Annotated in this window: 17 protein-coding genes; 14 read left to right on the top strand and 3 right to left on the bottom strand. The window is 35.7% G+C overall.

All coding sequences use genetic code 11. The features are described from left to right. Positions 1-334: 334 nt before the first annotated feature. The 6 genes from KYG33_RS17125 (at position 335) to KYG33_RS17150 (ending at position 5,819) form a co-directional block, all read left to right on the top strand. Positions 335-1,030 (top strand): sensor histidine kinase, encoded by a 696-nt coding sequence (locus tag KYG33_RS17125; protein ID WP_232539048.1) that lies wholly within the window; start codon positions 335-337, stop codon positions 1,028-1,030. A gap of 70 nt (positions 1,031-1,100) precedes the next feature. After that, entirely contained in the window at positions 1,101-1,430 is a 330-nt protein-coding gene (locus tag KYG33_RS17130; protein ID WP_047380604.1) for a hypothetical protein, read from the top strand. A gap of 22 nt (positions 1,431-1,452) precedes the next feature. Beyond that, on the top strand, positions 1,453-1,782 hold the full coding sequence (locus tag KYG33_RS17135) for a hypothetical protein (RefSeq protein WP_180565053.1): 330 nt from the start codon (positions 1,453-1,455) through the stop codon (positions 1,780-1,782). After that, positions 1,779-2,927, top strand: coding sequence for a hypothetical protein (locus KYG33_RS17140; RefSeq protein ID WP_219072113.1), 1,149 nt, complete (start codon positions 1,779-1,781; stop codon positions 2,925-2,927). The genes KYG33_RS17135 and KYG33_RS17140 overlap by 4 nt, the downstream gene beginning before the upstream one ends. Before the next feature lie 224 nt (positions 2,928-3,151). Then, positions 3,152-4,444, top strand: a complete 1,293-nt coding sequence (eno, locus tag KYG33_RS17145) for a phosphopyruvate hydratase (protein ID WP_077413607.1) — start codon at positions 3,152-3,154, stop codon at positions 4,442-4,444. Between the two features lie 88 nt (positions 4,445-4,532). Continuing rightward, positions 4,533-5,819, top strand: a complete 1,287-nt coding sequence (locus KYG33_RS17150) for a citrate synthase (protein ID WP_047380612.1) — start codon at positions 4,533-4,535, stop codon at positions 5,817-5,819. A gap of 59 nt (positions 5,820-5,878) precedes the next feature. Here KYG33_RS17150 and KYG33_RS17155 read toward each other — a convergent pair whose 3' ends face one another. Both KYG33_RS17155 and KYG33_RS17160 read right to left on the bottom strand, forming a co-directional pair. Then, a complete protein-coding gene (locus KYG33_RS17155; RefSeq protein WP_077413608.1) occupies positions 5,879-6,202 on the bottom strand; it encodes a hypothetical protein in 324 nt (107 codons plus the stop codon). Positions 6,203-6,220: 18 nt separating this feature from the next. After that, on the bottom strand, positions 6,221-7,015 hold the full coding sequence (locus KYG33_RS17160) for an SDR family oxidoreductase (RefSeq protein ID WP_219072114.1): 795 nt from the start codon (positions 7,013-7,015) through the stop codon (positions 6,221-6,223). Between the two features lie 121 nt (positions 7,016-7,136). Here KYG33_RS17160 and KYG33_RS17165 point away from each other — a divergent pair, with 121 nt between their 5' ends. The 3 genes from KYG33_RS17165 to KYG33_RS17175 all read left to right on the top strand — a co-directional run bounded on the left by KYG33_RS17165 (position 7,137) and on the right by KYG33_RS17175 (position 10,901). Beyond that, positions 7,137-7,502, top strand: a complete 366-nt coding sequence (locus KYG33_RS17165; RefSeq protein ID WP_219072115.1) for a winged helix-turn-helix transcriptional regulator — start codon at positions 7,137-7,139, stop codon at positions 7,500-7,502. 82 nt (positions 7,503-7,584) lie between these two features. Then, positions 7,585-8,646: a helix-turn-helix domain-containing protein gene (locus KYG33_RS17170; RefSeq protein ID WP_219072116.1), complete on the top strand. Its 1,062-nt coding sequence runs from the start codon at positions 7,585-7,587 to the stop codon at positions 8,644-8,646. An 80-nt stretch (positions 8,647-8,726) separates the two neighbouring features. Further along, positions 8,727-10,901 (top strand): TonB-dependent receptor domain-containing protein, encoded by a 2,175-nt coding sequence (locus KYG33_RS17175; protein WP_219072117.1) that lies wholly within the window; start codon positions 8,727-8,729, stop codon positions 10,899-10,901. Positions 10,902-10,936: 35 nt separating this feature from the next. Here the strand turns inward: KYG33_RS17175 and KYG33_RS17180 are convergent, their stop codons facing one another. Continuing rightward, complete coding sequence (locus tag KYG33_RS17180; protein ID WP_156118387.1) at positions 10,937-11,101, bottom strand: hypothetical protein; 165 nt, start codon at positions 11,099-11,101, stop codon at positions 10,937-10,939. Positions 11,102-11,391: 290 nt separating this feature from the next. Here KYG33_RS17180 and KYG33_RS17185 point away from each other — a divergent pair, with 290 nt between their 5' ends. The 5 genes from KYG33_RS17185 (at position 11,392) to KYG33_RS17205 (ending at position 15,347) form a co-directional block, all read left to right on the top strand. After that, positions 11,392-12,306, top strand: coding sequence for a dimethylarginine dimethylaminohydrolase family protein (locus KYG33_RS17185; protein ID WP_077413613.1), 915 nt, complete (start codon positions 11,392-11,394; stop codon positions 12,304-12,306). A gap of 86 nt (positions 12,307-12,392) precedes the next feature. After that, the gene (ctlX, locus tag KYG33_RS17190) at positions 12,393-13,316 is read left to right on the top strand and encodes a citrulline utilization hydrolase CtlX (RefSeq protein ID WP_180565056.1); all 924 of its coding nucleotides are present in this window, start codon (positions 12,393-12,395) and stop codon (positions 13,314-13,316) included. 20 nt (positions 13,317-13,336) lie between these two features. Further along, positions 13,337-13,696 carry an S-adenosylmethionine decarboxylase family protein gene (locus KYG33_RS17195; protein ID WP_077413615.1) on the top strand — a complete coding sequence of 120 codons (360 nt, stop codon included), beginning with the start codon at positions 13,337-13,339 and terminating at the stop codon, positions 13,694-13,696. A 2-nt stretch (positions 13,697-13,698) separates the two neighbouring features. Then, the gene (locus tag KYG33_RS17200; RefSeq protein WP_219072118.1) at positions 13,699-15,156 is read left to right on the top strand and encodes a DUF4178 domain-containing protein; all 1,458 of its coding nucleotides are present in this window, start codon (positions 13,699-13,701) and stop codon (positions 15,154-15,156) included. Next, positions 15,153-15,347, top strand: coding sequence for a hypothetical protein (locus tag KYG33_RS17205; RefSeq protein WP_175627182.1), 195 nt, complete (start codon positions 15,153-15,155; stop codon positions 15,345-15,347). Before KYG33_RS17200 ends, KYG33_RS17205 begins: the two co-directional genes overlap by 4 nt. The last annotated feature ends 2 nt before the right edge of the window (positions 15,348-15,349 follow it).

The following is a 15,349-nucleotide window of genomic DNA, read 5'->3' on the forward strand; positions in this document are numbered from 1 at the left end:
GCAGTTATAAATTAAACAATATTAATAAATCGAAAATTACAGATGATCCTGTCTTTTGGATCTCAACCTCAATACTTTTATGGAGTTGTTTTTTTCTTTTCAGAATTATTCCCATGTATCTGCTGAATGAAATTGATAAGCCATTTCTAAAGCTGCTGAAACAAATATTAAATGTAATCAATATTGTATGCGGTGGTTTATTTTATATTGCTTTACATAAATATAACTCAATGGATAAAAAATGAAGTCTTTACCTTCAGAAATAAAACTTATTTTTTTAATCGCATTACTTTTAGTTGTGCTCTTGGCTGCTTTTACAATTTTCGTCGTATTAATGTACAATAGAAAACAGCTTCTGTATCTGAAAGAACAGCAACTCAAAGAAGCCGAACACCAAAACCAGCTCCTTCAGAAAGAACTCGAAAAACAAAAAATTTTGGAACAGGAGCGGGAACGTATTTCCCACGATATGCATGATGATCTCGGAGCAGGGATTTCCGCATTGAAACTTCAGGCAGAGTTTTTAAAACAGAAAGCAGAAGATGGTGATCTGCAAAGTGATATAGATGAACTTCTGAAAACTTCTGAAGAAATGAATATCTCTATGAGAGAAATGCTTTGGAGTCTGAATTCAGGGAATGACACACTAGGCAGTTTTATTGATTATGCAATACTGTATACCGGAAATTTTTTAAAGAAAACAAAAATAGTATTGCATTCAGAATGTAATGATATCATTGCTGAAACCCCTGTTTCCACAGAAATGAGGCGTAATCTTTTCCTCTGTTTAAAAGAAGCGGTGAATAATGTATACAAGCACAGCCATGCAGATGTATTGAAACTTTCATTTTCACAGGAAAAAAATTGCTTTTCAATGAAAATTTCAGATAATGGAACTGGAATTCCGGATGATCAGCCAAAAGGAAATGGCCTCCGGAATATGAAAAGAAGAATGAATGAATTATCCGGTGAATGTAATATTTTATCTGAAAACCCTGGAACATGTCTGGTTTTTAAAATAAGTGTATGAAAATTACCCCTTTGTGTAATTGATTGGTGTGTTTTTTAGAGGGAAATTTGATATATAAAAACCAAAAGCCATGAAAACTCTTATTAATGACAGTATTGGAGATTTAGAAGCTGCTTTAAAAAACAACAGTGATCTTCAGGAGAAATTTAAAAATAATCCTATAGAGGCTATAAGGGATGTGGAAATTAGAAATCCCAGAGGAACAGATTTTTGGATTTATAGAATTATAGTGATTATGCTCGGGTTAGCAGTGATTGGCATCATTGCAGGGCTTATTCTTATTTCCGCATGGAGTAACGGACAGCCCAAAGACAATCAACTGGTGACAATCTTTGCTACCATTTCGTCAGGAGCCATAGGCGCCTTAGCGGGTCTTCTATCTCCTACACCGAGAAAATAAACAACTTAAAAAACTAGACATTATGAAAACTATAACATTGAATATTACAGTAACGGGTGGAGCTTCAATTTTAGGAATTATTTATAAAATTTTTAAAAAAGGAAGCACAGTTCCTCTTTTTGAAAAAACAGAAAACGGAACTTTTTCTGAGGAATTTGAGTTGAATGAAGATGCAGAATATGATCTTTATATAATTGGATCGAATCCTTTATCAACGGAAAGAAATACAAGAATAAAAATCGATGGAGATATTACCCTTAGTGAAGATTCTGATTTAAATCCTGCAAATAGAAAAGGGAATGGGTATTTGTTAACGTATCATTTTAAAGTAAATAATAAAAAAGGATCATGAAAACACTTATATATAAATTAGGGATTATTCTATTTCTTTTTAATGCATTATTGGTTTGTGCCCAAAATGGAGGTTTTGCAAAAAAAGATTTAAAATCAGAAAGTTTTTATAATAAAATTGAAGAAACAAAATCAGGAAACTGGAAAGATGTATTGACTGATTATATGCAGGCTTCTTTTAAAGGATTAACAAGTGAAAACAAATCTTTTCAATTTAAAGCAAACATTTTTTCATTGAGATCAAAAGTTGATAGTACTTTATTAATTGACTATAATTATACAAGTAAACGAGAAACCTTTTATAGGAATTTTCAGATACAAATAGGACTGAACCTTGATAATGATTATAAATTTAAGGGATTTAATTATGGCTTTGATTGGGCGATCATTAATAAAAGAGATACAACCATAGCCAGTCTAGCCAGAGAAGAGTATGAATCCGGTAAATATTTTGCCAAGCTAAGTTCCGCTTTAATTTTTGCTTTACAAAAATATAGAAACGTAGCAACTTCTGAAAACTACCAAAAAATTGAGAAATTAGCAAAAGCTTCTATTGAAAAACAATATTACCTGCCCATAGATAATCTGCCGGAGGATTTTAAAAAGATATTGCTGGAAGAGCAAGATGGAGTAGAAGCTAAACAATTTTTAGATACTTTTCAAAATGAATTGGGAAGAGTAAAAAGGAGACCTTTATTAACTGTAGGATTTCATAGTAATTTTCAAAAGGATTCTAAGTTTTTAGACGAGTTTGATGCCAATTTGGTTTATCTGCAAGGATTGAAATCTAAGAAGGGAAGTAAGTTGGAAATAGACTTCCGAAATCAGTTTAAAGCAAAAGACAGTATCACGACATCGGTTATAAAACGAAAAGAATTTTCATCACAGTTAGGATTGAATATTTCGATTTGGGAAACTAAAGAGAGATCTATCGTGGAACTTAAACCTAATTTTGAATATAAAAGAATTGTTTCAGGAATAATGACAGATGAAAAAAATGACCAGTTCTTAGCCAATGCAGATTTAAGAATAAGAATTTTAAAAAACCTTTGGGTTCCATTGATTTTAAAATATGATATTAAAAACAATAATCTTTTTGGTTTCTTAAATGTCAGTTTCAATTTTGATGTAATGAAAAAAGAATAGTATAATAATTACATAATGAAAAACTCATCTTTACAATTTTAAAAGGTGAGTTTTTTTATCATTCTTTCCCTATTTTAAATCGGCAATTCTTCACAAATAAATTGTAGAATTATCATAATATAAATTAACTAAAATTTAACTTGGATTTATATCAAAAAAATCCCTCGAAATACCCCTAAAAGTTAAATTTTGATTAAATTTGTCTAAACTAAAAAAAATAAAAAATGAGTGCAATTTCTTATATAGAAGCAAGACAGATTTTAGATTCCAGAGGTAACCCTACCATTGAAGTAGATGTATTTACAGAAAGCGGGGCAATGGGCCGTGCTGCTGTACCTTCAGGAGCATCTACAGGAGAACACGAAGCGGTAGAATTACGTGACGGTGGTTCAGAATATCAAGGGAAAGGAGTTCTGAAAGCTGTTGAAAATGTAAAAGAAGTAATTGCAGAGAATTTAGTGGGACAGCCGGTTTTCGAACAAAATTATATCGATCAGATTATGATTGATCTTGACGGAACGGCTAACAAAGGAAATCTTGGTGCTAATGCTATTCTTGGTGTTTCTTTGGCCGTAGCAAGAGCTGCTGCTGCAGAATTGGGAATGCCACTTTATAAATATGTAGGTGGAGTGAATGCAAACACGCTTCCTGTTCCAATGATGAATGTAATAAATGGTGGATCTCACTCAGATGCTCCTATCGCATTCCAGGAATTCATGATCATGCCGGTAAAAGCGGATTCTTTCTCTCATGCATTGAGAAAAGGAACTGAAATTTTCCACAATCTGAAATCTATTCTTCATTCAAGAGGTTTATCTACTGCGGTAGGTGACGAAGGTGGTTTTGCTCCTACTTTCAAAGGAACTGAAGATGCTTTGGATACATTGCTTCAGGCAATTGAAAAAGCAGGCTATAAGCCAGGTGACGACATTATGTTAGCACTTGACTGTGCGGCTTCTGAATTCTACAAAGACGGAATTTATGATTACAGAAAATTCCAGACTCAGGACGCAGCTCAGTTTTCAAGCAGCGAGCAGGTTTCTTACTTAGCTGAGCTGGCTGCAAAATACCCAATCATTTCCATTGAAGACGGTATGCAGGAAAATGACTGGGAGGGTTGGAAAATGTTAACTGATAAAATCGGTGACAGAGTACAGCTTGTAGGTGATGATTTATTCGTAACCAACGTAGAAAGACTATCCAGAGGAGTAAAAGAAAATATTGCGAACTCTATCCTTGTAAAAGTAAACCAAATCGGTTCTCTTTCTGAAACAATGGCTGCTGTACAAATGGCTCAGAACAACAAGTTCACTTCAGTAATGTCTCACAGATCAGGAGAAACTGAAGATTCTACAATTGCTGATTTAGCGGTAGCAATGAACTGTGGACAGATCAAAACAGGTTCAGCTTCAAGATCAGACAGAATGGCTAAATACAATCAATTATTGAGAATTGAAGAAGCTTTAGGTGAAACTGCAATTTTCCCAGGATTGGAAGCTTTTAAAATCAAAAGATAATTAATCGAATTTATAAATCACGGCAAGCGAAATTTTTAGTTTGCCGTATTTTATGGAAAGTGGTATATTTAAAAAAAATAAATAAATAATGTCAGACAACAAAGTAATATTGAATTACGACGGTAATTCATATGAATATCCTATCGTGGATAGTACTATCGGAGACAGAGGGATTGATATTTCAAAATTAAGAGACCAGACAGGTTTGATCACTCTGGATTTAGGTTACAAAAATACAGGAGCTACTATTAGCGACATCACTTACTTAGACGGAGATAAAGGAGAATTGTTCTACAGAGGTTATCCAATCGAGCAGATTGCTGAGAAATCTAACTTCACAGAAGTAATGTATCTTTTATTACATGGAGAATTACCTACTCAGGATCAATTTACTTCATTCGACAACAATATTAAAAAATATAACTTCATCGCAGACGAAATGAAAAAAATCATTGATGTTTTTCCTCGTTCTGCTCACCCTATGGGAGTTTTATCTTCTATGACTTCTGCTTTAACAGCTTTCAACCCGAAAGCCGTTAACGTAAATTCTAAAGAAGAAATGGATCATGCTGCTGAGCTGATGATCGCTAAGTTCTCTCACCTTTGTGCTTGGACTTACAGAAAAACTCAAGGTTTACCATTAAACCACGGTGATAACAACCTAAACTATGTAGAGAACTTCTACAAAATGGCATTCAGATTACCAAACGCTGATTTCGAAATCGATCCGGTAGTTGTAAATGCTTTAGATAAATTATTAATCCTTCACGCAGACCACGAACAAAACTGTTCTACTTCTACAGTGAGAATGGTAGGTTCTGCTCACACAGGTCTTTTCGCTTCTATCTCTGCTGGGGTATCTGCACTTTGGGGACCACTTCACGGTGGAGCTAACCAGGCGGTAATCGAAATGCTTGAACTTATTGAAAAAGATGGTGGTGACGTATCTAAATATGTTGCTAAAGCTAAAGATAAGGGTGATAGCTTCCGTCTAATGGGATTCGGACACAGAGTTTACAAAAACTTCGACCCAAGAGCGAAAATCATCAAGAAAGCTGCTGACGATATCCTTACTGCACTTGGTATTCAGGATAAAGCTCTTGACATTGCAATGCAGTTAGAAAGAGTAGCACTTGAAGATGAGTACTTCATTGAAAGAAAACTATATCCAAATGTAGATTTCTATTCAGGAATCATCTACAGAGCGTTAGGAATTCCTACAGAGATGTTTACAGTAATGTTTGCATTAGGAAGACTTCCAGGATGGATTTCTCAGTGGAAAGAAATGAGATTGAAAGGAGACCCAATCGGAAGACCAAGACAGGTTTACCAAGGTGCTCAGGAAAGAAACTACATTGACATCGCAAGCAGATAATATTTGCTTATACCATAAAAGAATCCCAAAGCAAACTTTGGGATTCTTTTTTTTACAACTTATTCAGTAATAGCTAACGCCATAATAAGATGGTCTTTCAACCGGAAATGAAAATTCAGCACTACCGGACTACCACTGAAAGAGCCGGAAATTTTGATTCTTAAAACAGTTGTATTATCCTTCTCCGAAAAATCTTTTACTTCAAACAAGGTTTTGTATTCATGATTAGATTTTTCATTCCATTGCTTTATTTCCTCTTTTCCCGTGTATATTTTTCCTTCATCAAATACGGATGCCTGTTCAGAAAAACAATTGGAAAAAGTTGTACTGTCAAAGAGCTTCTGTGCCTTTAAAAATTCCTGTAAAATGTTAGGTAAGTTCATATTGTTATTTTTAAATGATTAAACTGTAGGAATAGTACCACCATCTATTACATATTCGGTTCCTGTTAAATATTGTGCCCGTGGAGAAACTAAAAAACCAACAAATTCTGCAATATCTTCTGGCTGGGCAGGCTTACCGATCGGAATTCCACCCAACGCATCCATGACACATTGAGTTGCCTCTTCTATTGAAGTTTCTGAACTTTTAGCAATACGCTCCATCATTCGGATGGCAGATGAAGTCATGATCCAGCCTGGAGAAACAGTAAGTACACGGACTCCCTTCGGGGAAACTTCTTTTGATAAACCTTTGCTGTAATTGATCAGTCCGGCCTTGGCAGCAGCATAGGGTAATGTGGAATCAAATAAAGGCAGTCTTCCCTGAATGGACGCAATATGAATGATCACACCTTCCCTTCGTTCCAACATTTGCGGAAGAAATCCTCTGTCTAAACGAACGGGTGCCAACAAATTGGTCTGAATTGTATTTTCCCAGTCTTCATCATTCAGAACAGAGAAGCCGCCACCAGGCGTTTCTGAGCCACCCAATGTATTAATTAAAATATCAAGCTTACCAAAAGTAGATAACACTTCTCTTACCAGTTTTTCCGTGTCTTTTGCCTTACTCAGATCTCCTGAAATAAAATGAAGCTGATTATTCATCTCTTCAGACTGATTTCTTGCAGTAATAATTACAGTGGCACCGGCGGTTAGTAATCTTTCAGCAATAGCTTTTCCGGTTCCTTTTGTCCCACCCGTTACCAAAGCAATCTTACCTGATAATTCATTGTTGAAATTAAATGATTCTGTCATGATTTCTTTTTTGTACAAATTTCAGGAGTATAACAGGCTCTTACAAGTACGGTCTTACGAATCACATAGTGATAAATTAATCCCTTATTGTGATCTCACCTCATTGTGTTACATTTGTTTTATGTACGAAAGAAAAATCCCACCCAATCTGAACTGCGGGCTTGATCTGATTGCTGAGGTGCTCTATGGCAAATGGAAAATCCGTTTACTATGGTTTATTAATGAAGGATTTCAAAGACCCAGTGAATTGCAGCGGAAAATTCCAGATGCTTCCCGCAGAGTATTGAATGTTCAGTTAAAAGAACTGGAAGAGCATGAACTTGTCACAAAGAAGATTTATCCCGTTGTACCTCCAAAAGTAGAATACAGGCTTACAGAATTTGGACAGACATTGATTCCGGTTATTGCTACACTAGGGAAATGGGGGGATGACCATAATGAGCGCTTACGGACACTGATCCTGAAAAGGCTGGAAAAAGAATCCTAAAAAAGAGAAAGATATTTTTAATTTTTACAAAATATAATATAATAAATTGATTAAATTTACTACTGTAAAAAATTAATACCCAATGACTTTTGGAGAACAGATGTTATTTTTCTTCAGCGCAGTAGGAGCATTCAACGGACTTCTGCTGGGCTTCTATCTGCTGTTTATTAAAAAACTGAAATACCCTCCGGATTTTTTCCTTGGAATTCTTCTCTTAATGCTAAGCTCAAGAGTAATGATTTCTGTATGCTTTTATTTTTATCCTGATTTACCCAGAATTATCGCGCATTTAGGGCTGTCAGCCTTATTTTTTACCGGACCAGCTTTATATTATTATGTGAAATCTTCCTTCCAGCAGGATCAGTTTGATTGGAAGGACTGTCAGAAATGGTTTGGGATATTAACTCTTATTTTAGGAATTGTTGGTTTATTGTATTTAGTGTTTCCCATTACGTGGGATAACTATTTTGGTACTTTTATCTATACCGTTTGGTCTGTATTTATATTTCTTACAGTCTATCAGTATTATATTTTGCTTAAGCAGCACCCTAAAAGTCCGAATAACTTTGTACTTCCGATTCTGGTCAGCAATGTGATTATATTTCTTAGCTATCAGCTGCTATCAACGGGCTGGGTACAGATATACTGTGCAGGAGGAAGTCTCGTGTTTTCATTTGTGCTGTATGCCAATTTTTTGATTTTATTTAACAAGAAATATCAGCAGCTTCCGGTAAAAGAAACAGAAAAGTATTCCAATAAAAAGATTTCCGGAGAACAAGTGGATAGTTTTGTATCAAGATTAGAGAGATTAATGGATACAGAAGAACTCTATAAAAATCCGAATTTAAAATTGAGCGACCTGTCTTCAAGAATGAATATGTCTACTCATCAACTGTCCCAATTGTTGAATGATAATTTGGGGAAAAGTTTTTCTACCTGTATCAATGAATACAGGATCAATGAAGCCTGTGAAAAAATAGAAAACGGGTCTTATTTAAAAATTGAGGAGATCGGGTATGAAGTAGGATTTAATTCCAAGTCCACTTTCTTTTCAACCTTTAAGAAAATTAAAAATACAACTCCTCTTTTGTATAAACAATCTCAAATCCTTGCTGAGCCTAGGTTTCAGAGTTCAAATTTATAATTCAGTACTGCGGAATTTCAATTTCAAAACCGCATTTTTACAACAAGCTGATACTTTTGATTTCATAAAATTTAAAATCTATGATAATCAAATTGTGGCTCTTGTTATTCATGCTATTTCTCTCAATTTTTGGAAAAGCGCAGGAAATTGTAAAAAGAAAAGTTCCGGATTCTCTGGCTCAGGCAAAATCTTCCACCACGACTATTTCAGAAATCATTCTTCAATCCGCTCCACGAAAGATGAAATTGAGTGATGGAAACCTCGTTGTTTCTGTTGCCGGAAACAGAGACTTTAAAACGTCTATGCATCTTCTTGATGTTTTAAGAAAAACATCTGGTGTAACAGTGGATCAGGAAGACGGAATTTTTATTGGCGGAAGAATTGCTCCGGCTGTTCTTATTGATGGAAAACCTGTTGTGATGAGTAATCAGGAACTGCAGGCTTATTTGCGGTCTTTATCCCCGGATATGGTAGAATCTGTAGAAGTGAATACCAATCCGTCTTCAAAATATGATGCCGAATTTAAAGGGATTATTGATATTAAATTAAAAAAGAATACCGGACTCGGCTGGAAAGCAAGCTATAATGGTAATGTGTATATTAATAAATTCAACTACAGGGAAAATGCATTCAATACATCTTATCATACGGGGAAAGTGACATACAGTCTTCAGGCAGGTTATAATGAAGGTATTTCAACCTATCGTTATCAGGCTTTGCAGCGACTGGCAAATACAAATATGATGCGCACCCATACCTATCAGGAAGATTTTGGAAAGATGTACAATATTCAGACGGGAGCCGATTTCAGACTGAATGATAAAAACAGACTAGGGATCAATCTGAGAGGTAATTTCAGGAATAATGACCGTTCACGAAACGGATCACTTTTTACTACCGATAAAAATGAAACCCAGACAATATTGAATACCACCAGTGAAAGTCCTACCCGTTATTCACAAAATAATTATGGAATTACCACCGATTATTCTTTTCAAAATAGAGGTTTTAAATTCGGTTTTTTAGGAAACTATCTTTCAGTTAAAAATAAACAGAATGATGATTTTATCAATAGAGATCAGACCACAGTAAATCTTCTGTCTTACTGGAAGTCTGACTTGATTAATAAAATTACTATCTATACTGCCCAGATAGATGTTTCGCAGAAAATTGATCATGCAGATGTTGAAGCGGGAGTTAAATATATCAATTCAGACACCCAAAACAATATCAGGTATGATACACTGTCTGCCGGAAACCATTTTGTCTTTGATCCTGCAAGAAGTAATGTGTTTTTATATAAAGAAAAAATATGGGCAGGTTATCTGGCATACAGACAGAAAATAGGAAGCTTACAGATCAATGCAGGCCTGAGATTTGAAAATACAAACAGTATTTCCAATGCAGTTACTGTGGATTCCGTTGTTGCAAGAAACTATCTGAAATGGCTGCCATCATTAAGTGCAAATTATACTTTTAACAAGTCCAGCGAACTTTCCCTTTCTTACAGCAGGAAAATAACAAGACCGGTCTTCTCTCAGCTCAATCCGTTCCGGTTTTATTTTAGTCCGCTAAATTACTGGATAGGAAACCCTTATCTGCTTCCTTCTTTTACAAGCCAGATCAAAGCAACCTACCGTTATAAAAACTGGATCACAAGCTTTACCGTTGGAAAAGAAAAAGATGTGATGACACGTTATCCCCTGTACAATCCGGAAACGAATGTATTAGAATATCTGGGAACAAATCTTCCTTACCGGAACTTTGCTGTCTTGGAAACCAGCTTTCCAATCAGAATTACAAAATGGTGGAATGTTACCAGTCAGATCACAGGATATTATAATGATGAATTCAGACCTTATCTGGATGAGGTCTTTGCATTGAAAATCTACAATTATGAAGTGAGGCTCAATCAGGTATTTTCCCTTCCAAATGGATTTACTGTGAATGTATTTGCTAATTATGAATCTACAACGGGGAACAGTCTTTACATTATCAAACCAAGGTATACCATAGATGTATCAGTTCAAAAGTCATGGTTTGATAATAAACTGAACACTAAAATCGGGTTTAATAATCTCCTTGATTCTTATGACCAACGATTAGAATTTCGTCATAAACAGATCATGGATAATCGTTTTACCCATTGGTGGGATAGCAGCAGATTGGTATTTTCACTCAGTTATACTATGGGAAGTTCAAAATATCAGGTAAAAGAAACCCAGAGAACAGAAGAAGAAAACAGAGCGAGATAAGAAAGCCTGCTTGAAAAAGCAGGCTTTCGTTTTTATTATGGACATTGGCATCTGTCACAAGTCCAGATATAACATTTTCCTGTATCATCCCACTCACAGCATCTTCTGCCTGTTGAGATTGGCGCACCTCCCATTACGGATTTCTGTTGTTCTCTCCCTAATTTTTGTGCGTTTTTCAGCACCGGATTGTTCTTGTTCATAACTTTGATTTTTGGTGTTAATAGTTAAGTTTTATGAGATATAATTTCGCGAAAATTATATCACTAATATAGGAAATTAAATAATAGAATTATCTGTTTTTTTGTTCTTATGTAGATGGAAAATAGTAAGTTGTAGATGTTTTTGGAGCTATTCACTACAGTTGGCTGTGCAGACAAGGAAATTTTGTTGAAGGGTGTTGATTTTGGAGATCAAATTTAATACATAAAATAATCCAAAAGTTTTATAGGTAGAGACCTTTACTTATATTTGTAGTATTGCATAAATCTTTATGAGACTAAACATTAAAAACGAAACGGGTAGGCTGAAGTCAGTAGTTCTAGGCCAGCCTAATTCACTGGGGGCAGTTCCCACACTAGAGGAAAGTTATGACGCAAAGTCATATTACTCAATCGAACACAACATGTATCCTAAAGAAGAGGATATTATCAATGAAATGAACGCTTTTGAAGCGGTTTTAAAAAAGTATGACGTTGAAGTACTGCGTCCAAGTATCATCAAAGATTACAACCAGGTTTTCTCAAGAGATGTAGCCTTTGTGATTGATGACAAGATGATCATTTCCAATGTGATTGCAGACAGAGCAGACGAGCAGGAAGCATACAAAAGCGTTTTTGAGAAAGTAGCATGGAGAAAGATTATCAACCTTCCGGAAACAGCACATATTGAAGGAGGAGATGTTATCGTATGGAATGATTTTATTTTTATCGGAACCTGCTTCAGCGAAGATTACAGAAACTATAAGACGGCAAGAACAAATGAGTATGCCATTGAAATCTTAAAAGAATATTTTCCAAAGAAAAGAATCATCGACCTGGAGCTGAAGAAAAATGATAAAGTTCCGTTTGAAGGAATTCTGCATCTGGATTGTACATTTAATCCGGTAGGAGAAGACAAATGTATCATTTATAAAAACGGATTCGTGGACGAAAGCGACTACCGCTTGATTATCGACATTTTCGGAGAAGAAAACTGCTTCCATATCAATGATGAAGAAATGTTTGAAATGTTCCCGAATATTTTCTCTATTGCCCCTGATATAGTAGTTTCAGACAAAGCATTCACCAGAATGAATGACCATTTGAGAAACGTGTGGGGAATGACCGTTGAAGAAATCCCTTATAGAGAAATCTCTAAAATGGGCGGTTTGTTGAGATGCTCCACAATGCCGCTTGTGAGAGAATAATCAGGTAGGAGAGTTTTAGTGTTTGAAAGTGAGAGAGTTTTTAATCTTTCAATCTTTTTAATTTTTCAATCTTTTAATCAAAAAAAATGCAAACAACAGATACAGTATTAATGATAGAACCGATTGCATTCGGTTACAACGCTGAGACAGCGAAAAACAATTACTTTCAGGTAGAGCAGACGGGTTCTGATATCCAGTCGAAAGCTTTGGCTGAGTTCAACACCTTTGTCGGAAAGCTGAGAGGAAAAGGAATCAATGTGATCACCATAAAAGATACATTGGATCCTCATACTCCGGATTCTATTTTCCCGAACAACTGGGTGAGTTTCCATAAAGACGGGAAAGTGGTTTTATATCCGATGTTCGCTTCCAACAGAAGAGTAGAAAGAAGAGAAGATATTATTGAAAGCATCAAAGATCAGGGCTTTGAAGTTGCTGAAATTGATGACTGGTCTTTTCCTGAAACTCAGGGGCATTTCCTGGAAGGAACGGGAAGTATGATTTTCGATCACGATAATAAAATTGCTTACGGTTCCGTTTCTTTGAGGCTGGATGAAAAACTGTTCAGAGAATTCTGTGCAAAATTCAGGTTCACTCCGGTTGTTTTCCATTCATTCCAGACGGTAGGAACAGAAAGACTTCCTATCTATCACACTAATGTAATGATGTGTGTAGCGGATAAGTTTGTCGTAATCTGCCTGGACTGTATTGATGATGAGCTGGAAAGAGAAAAAGTAGTTGAAACTATTAAAGGTTCCGGAAAAGAAATCATCGAAATTTCAGAAGAGCAGATGCAGCAATTTGCAGGAAATATGCTTCAGGTTCAGAACAAAAACGGTGAGAAATTTCTGGTGATGAGCCAGACTGCTTATCAATCTTTAGCTGCAGATCAGGTAGTCGCTATTGAAAAATACTGCGAAATTATCTATTCTGACCTGAATACCATTGAAGTAAATGGAGGAGGAAGCGCAAGATGTATGCTTGCTGAGGTTTTTCTTCCAAAAAAATAATATATTTACGAAAAAATTAATTGAACCCATTATCAAGTAAAGGTTTACATATTCTTCTGACTTTGGAAACAGAGTCAGAAGATTTGTTATTAGACAGCAAAGGTTTTCTCACATTTACACAAGAGATTCTGAAAACCAAAGAGGTAGAAATTGTAGGAGTAACCAATCATATTTTTGAGAATGATAGTTTTACTTCTGCAGTGATCCTTAAAGAGTCTCACCTTTGTATCCACACGTGGCCGGAATTTAAACAGCTTACTTTCGATGTTTTCCTTTGTAATTATACACAGGACAATACCACAAAAGTAGAGCAGATTGCAGATGAAGTGGTTCAGTATTTTAAAGCTAATACCATTCAAAAACACAAAATTTACAGATAACAATGCACTATGTCTGCCCAGCATGCGAATCAGAAAATAAATTAGATCTCACCTTTCCTGTTGAAGAATATGTTTGTCAAACCTGTTCTCATCTTATTGATGTAGCTGGAAACAAACAAATCAAACATTTGAAAGTCCCAACGGAAAACGTTGTGTTGGATGTTGGCCAAAAAGGAAAAATCGGAGGTGAAGAATATACAGTCGTTGCTATTATTGTCAAAAGATATGGCAACAATATTTTCTGGCGCGAATATTATCTAAAAGACAGCAAAGGAAATGATGCTTTCCTGAGTGAAAGTGACGGACATTGGGTTTTCCTGATTCCTATGCATCCCGATGATTTTAAAGGTAAAAATTCGAAATTACCAACCTATCTAGGACGAACCTATCGCTGGTACGAAAACTCTCAGTGCAGTGTTGAAGCTGCAGCCGGTTTTTTTGAAGAACACGTGGATTTTAGTCTTGCCACTTACAAAGAATATGTCAACGGAACCCGTATGATCTCTCAGGAAAAGACCAGCAAGAAAAGCCAGTATTTTTATGGAGTTCACATTTCAAAACATGATGTTAAAAAAGCTTTTAAAATAGCACATATGCCCTATTATACAGGAGTAGGAATTGTTCAGCCTTATTATTTTGATATCAAACAGGCTATAAACATTTTCTGTATAGCAGCATTATTGATATGTCTGTTTCAGCTCTATGTTTATACATCAAGAACTAACGAAACCGTTTTTGCGCAGACCATCAACTTTACAGATGTACGGGATAAAGAAATGGTGAGCAGTAGTTTTACCCTTTCAGGAGGTTCGGCACCATTAAAGGTAAATGCATTTTCAGGGGTTGATAATTCCTGGGCAAATATTCAGCTGAGTCTTGTGAATGAAAAAACCAATGAAATTATCTATACCTCCAAAGATATCGAACAGTATCATGGTTACGAAGATGGGGAAAGCTGGTCAGAAGGAAGTCAGTCCGAAGATTTTAATCTTTGTGGAGTAAGCTCCGGGCAGTATCACTTTCTTATTTCTGCAGAGAAGGATGGCTCTTTACCTGCATTTTCCGGTCTTATGTCTCCGGATTCAAAGGTAACGTTATCACGGGATAAATCGGGAATTATAGAGATTACTGACCTGTTGAGCGGGCAAACCACATCTTTTACAGATGGAAAGATACTGGAAAAAGATACTTCGGAAGTAGCCAGACTTACTAAAACGTCTTTCGGGACTCAAAAGCTAGACTCCCTGATTAGTGCTGAAGCACCTAAACTCACTACAGATCCCATTTCAAGCAATACCTATGTACAGCTCAAAGCAACCTGGCTTCCCGTTTCATTCTGGAACTTCGGATTTATTATATTCATTATGGCCGCTTTGTTTATAGCTATGTGGATAGGAAAGCATTTCTTTAATGTGAATAAATGGAAGAACAGTTCAAACTCACCTTATTCTGCATCATGATGACTAATATTTTAAACTATATAAGACAAAACTGGATACTCTGCCTGATTGGGAGCTTTTTCCTGACATGGTTCGTATATCTTACTTATCAGGGAAATCAGGTCTGCGACTGTGCCAAAACGGAAACATACCGCGATGGAACCACAAGAAGTCATTCCAGAGTAGGATTCTACAGATACTATCACAAATAAAA

Source organism: Chryseobacterium sp. D764 (genome assembly GCF_019317325.1).
Classification (GTDB): Bacteria; Bacteroidota; Bacteroidia; order Flavobacteriales; family Weeksellaceae; genus Chryseobacterium.

What these genes read in the sequence shown, in the direction of transcription:
- KYG33_RS17125 (WP_232539048.1), top strand. Translation starts at nt 335, where the DNA reads ATGTACAATAGAAAACAGCTTCTGTATCTGAAAGAACAGCAACTCAAA.
- KYG33_RS17150 (WP_047380612.1), top strand. Translation starts at nt 4,533, where the DNA reads ATGTCAGACAACAAAGTAATATTGAATTACGACGGTAATTCATATGAA.
- KYG33_RS17170 (WP_219072116.1), top strand. Translation starts at nt 7,585, where the DNA reads ATGACTTTTGGAGAACAGATGTTATTTTTCTTCAGCGCAGTAGGAGCA.
- KYG33_RS17160 (WP_219072114.1), bottom strand. Translation starts at nt 7,015, where the DNA reads ATGACAGAATCATTTAATTTCAACAATGAATTATCAGGTAAGATTGCT.
- ctlX (WP_180565056.1), top strand. Translation starts at nt 12,393, where the DNA reads ATGCAAACAACAGATACAGTATTAATGATAGAACCGATTGCATTCGGT.
- KYG33_RS17180 (WP_156118387.1), bottom strand. Translation starts at nt 11,101, where the DNA reads ATGAACAAGAACAATCCGGTGCTGAAAAACGCACAAAAATTAGGGAGA.
- KYG33_RS17205 (WP_175627182.1), top strand. Translation starts at nt 15,153, where the DNA reads ATGATGACTAATATTTTAAACTATATAAGACAAAACTGGATACTCTGC.
- KYG33_RS17130 (WP_047380604.1), top strand. Translation starts at nt 1,101, where the DNA reads ATGAAAACTCTTATTAATGACAGTATTGGAGATTTAGAAGCTGCTTTA.
- KYG33_RS17155 (WP_077413608.1), bottom strand. Translation starts at nt 6,202, where the DNA reads ATGAACTTACCTAACATTTTACAGGAATTTTTAAAGGCACAGAAGCTC.
- KYG33_RS17200 (WP_219072118.1), top strand. Translation starts at nt 13,699, where the DNA reads ATGCACTATGTCTGCCCAGCATGCGAATCAGAAAATAAATTAGATCTC.
- KYG33_RS17165 (WP_219072115.1), top strand. Translation starts at nt 7,137, where the DNA reads ATGTACGAAAGAAAAATCCCACCCAATCTGAACTGCGGGCTTGATCTG.
- KYG33_RS17175 (WP_219072117.1), top strand. Translation starts at nt 8,727, where the DNA reads ATGATAATCAAATTGTGGCTCTTGTTATTCATGCTATTTCTCTCAATT.
- KYG33_RS17135 (WP_180565053.1), top strand. Translation starts at nt 1,453, where the DNA reads ATGAAAACTATAACATTGAATATTACAGTAACGGGTGGAGCTTCAATT.
- eno (WP_077413607.1), top strand. Translation starts at nt 3,152, where the DNA reads ATGAGTGCAATTTCTTATATAGAAGCAAGACAGATTTTAGATTCCAGA.
- KYG33_RS17140 (WP_219072113.1), top strand. Translation starts at nt 1,779, where the DNA reads ATGAAAACACTTATATATAAATTAGGGATTATTCTATTTCTTTTTAAT.
- KYG33_RS17185 (WP_077413613.1), top strand. Translation starts at nt 11,392, where the DNA reads ATGAGACTAAACATTAAAAACGAAACGGGTAGGCTGAAGTCAGTAGTT.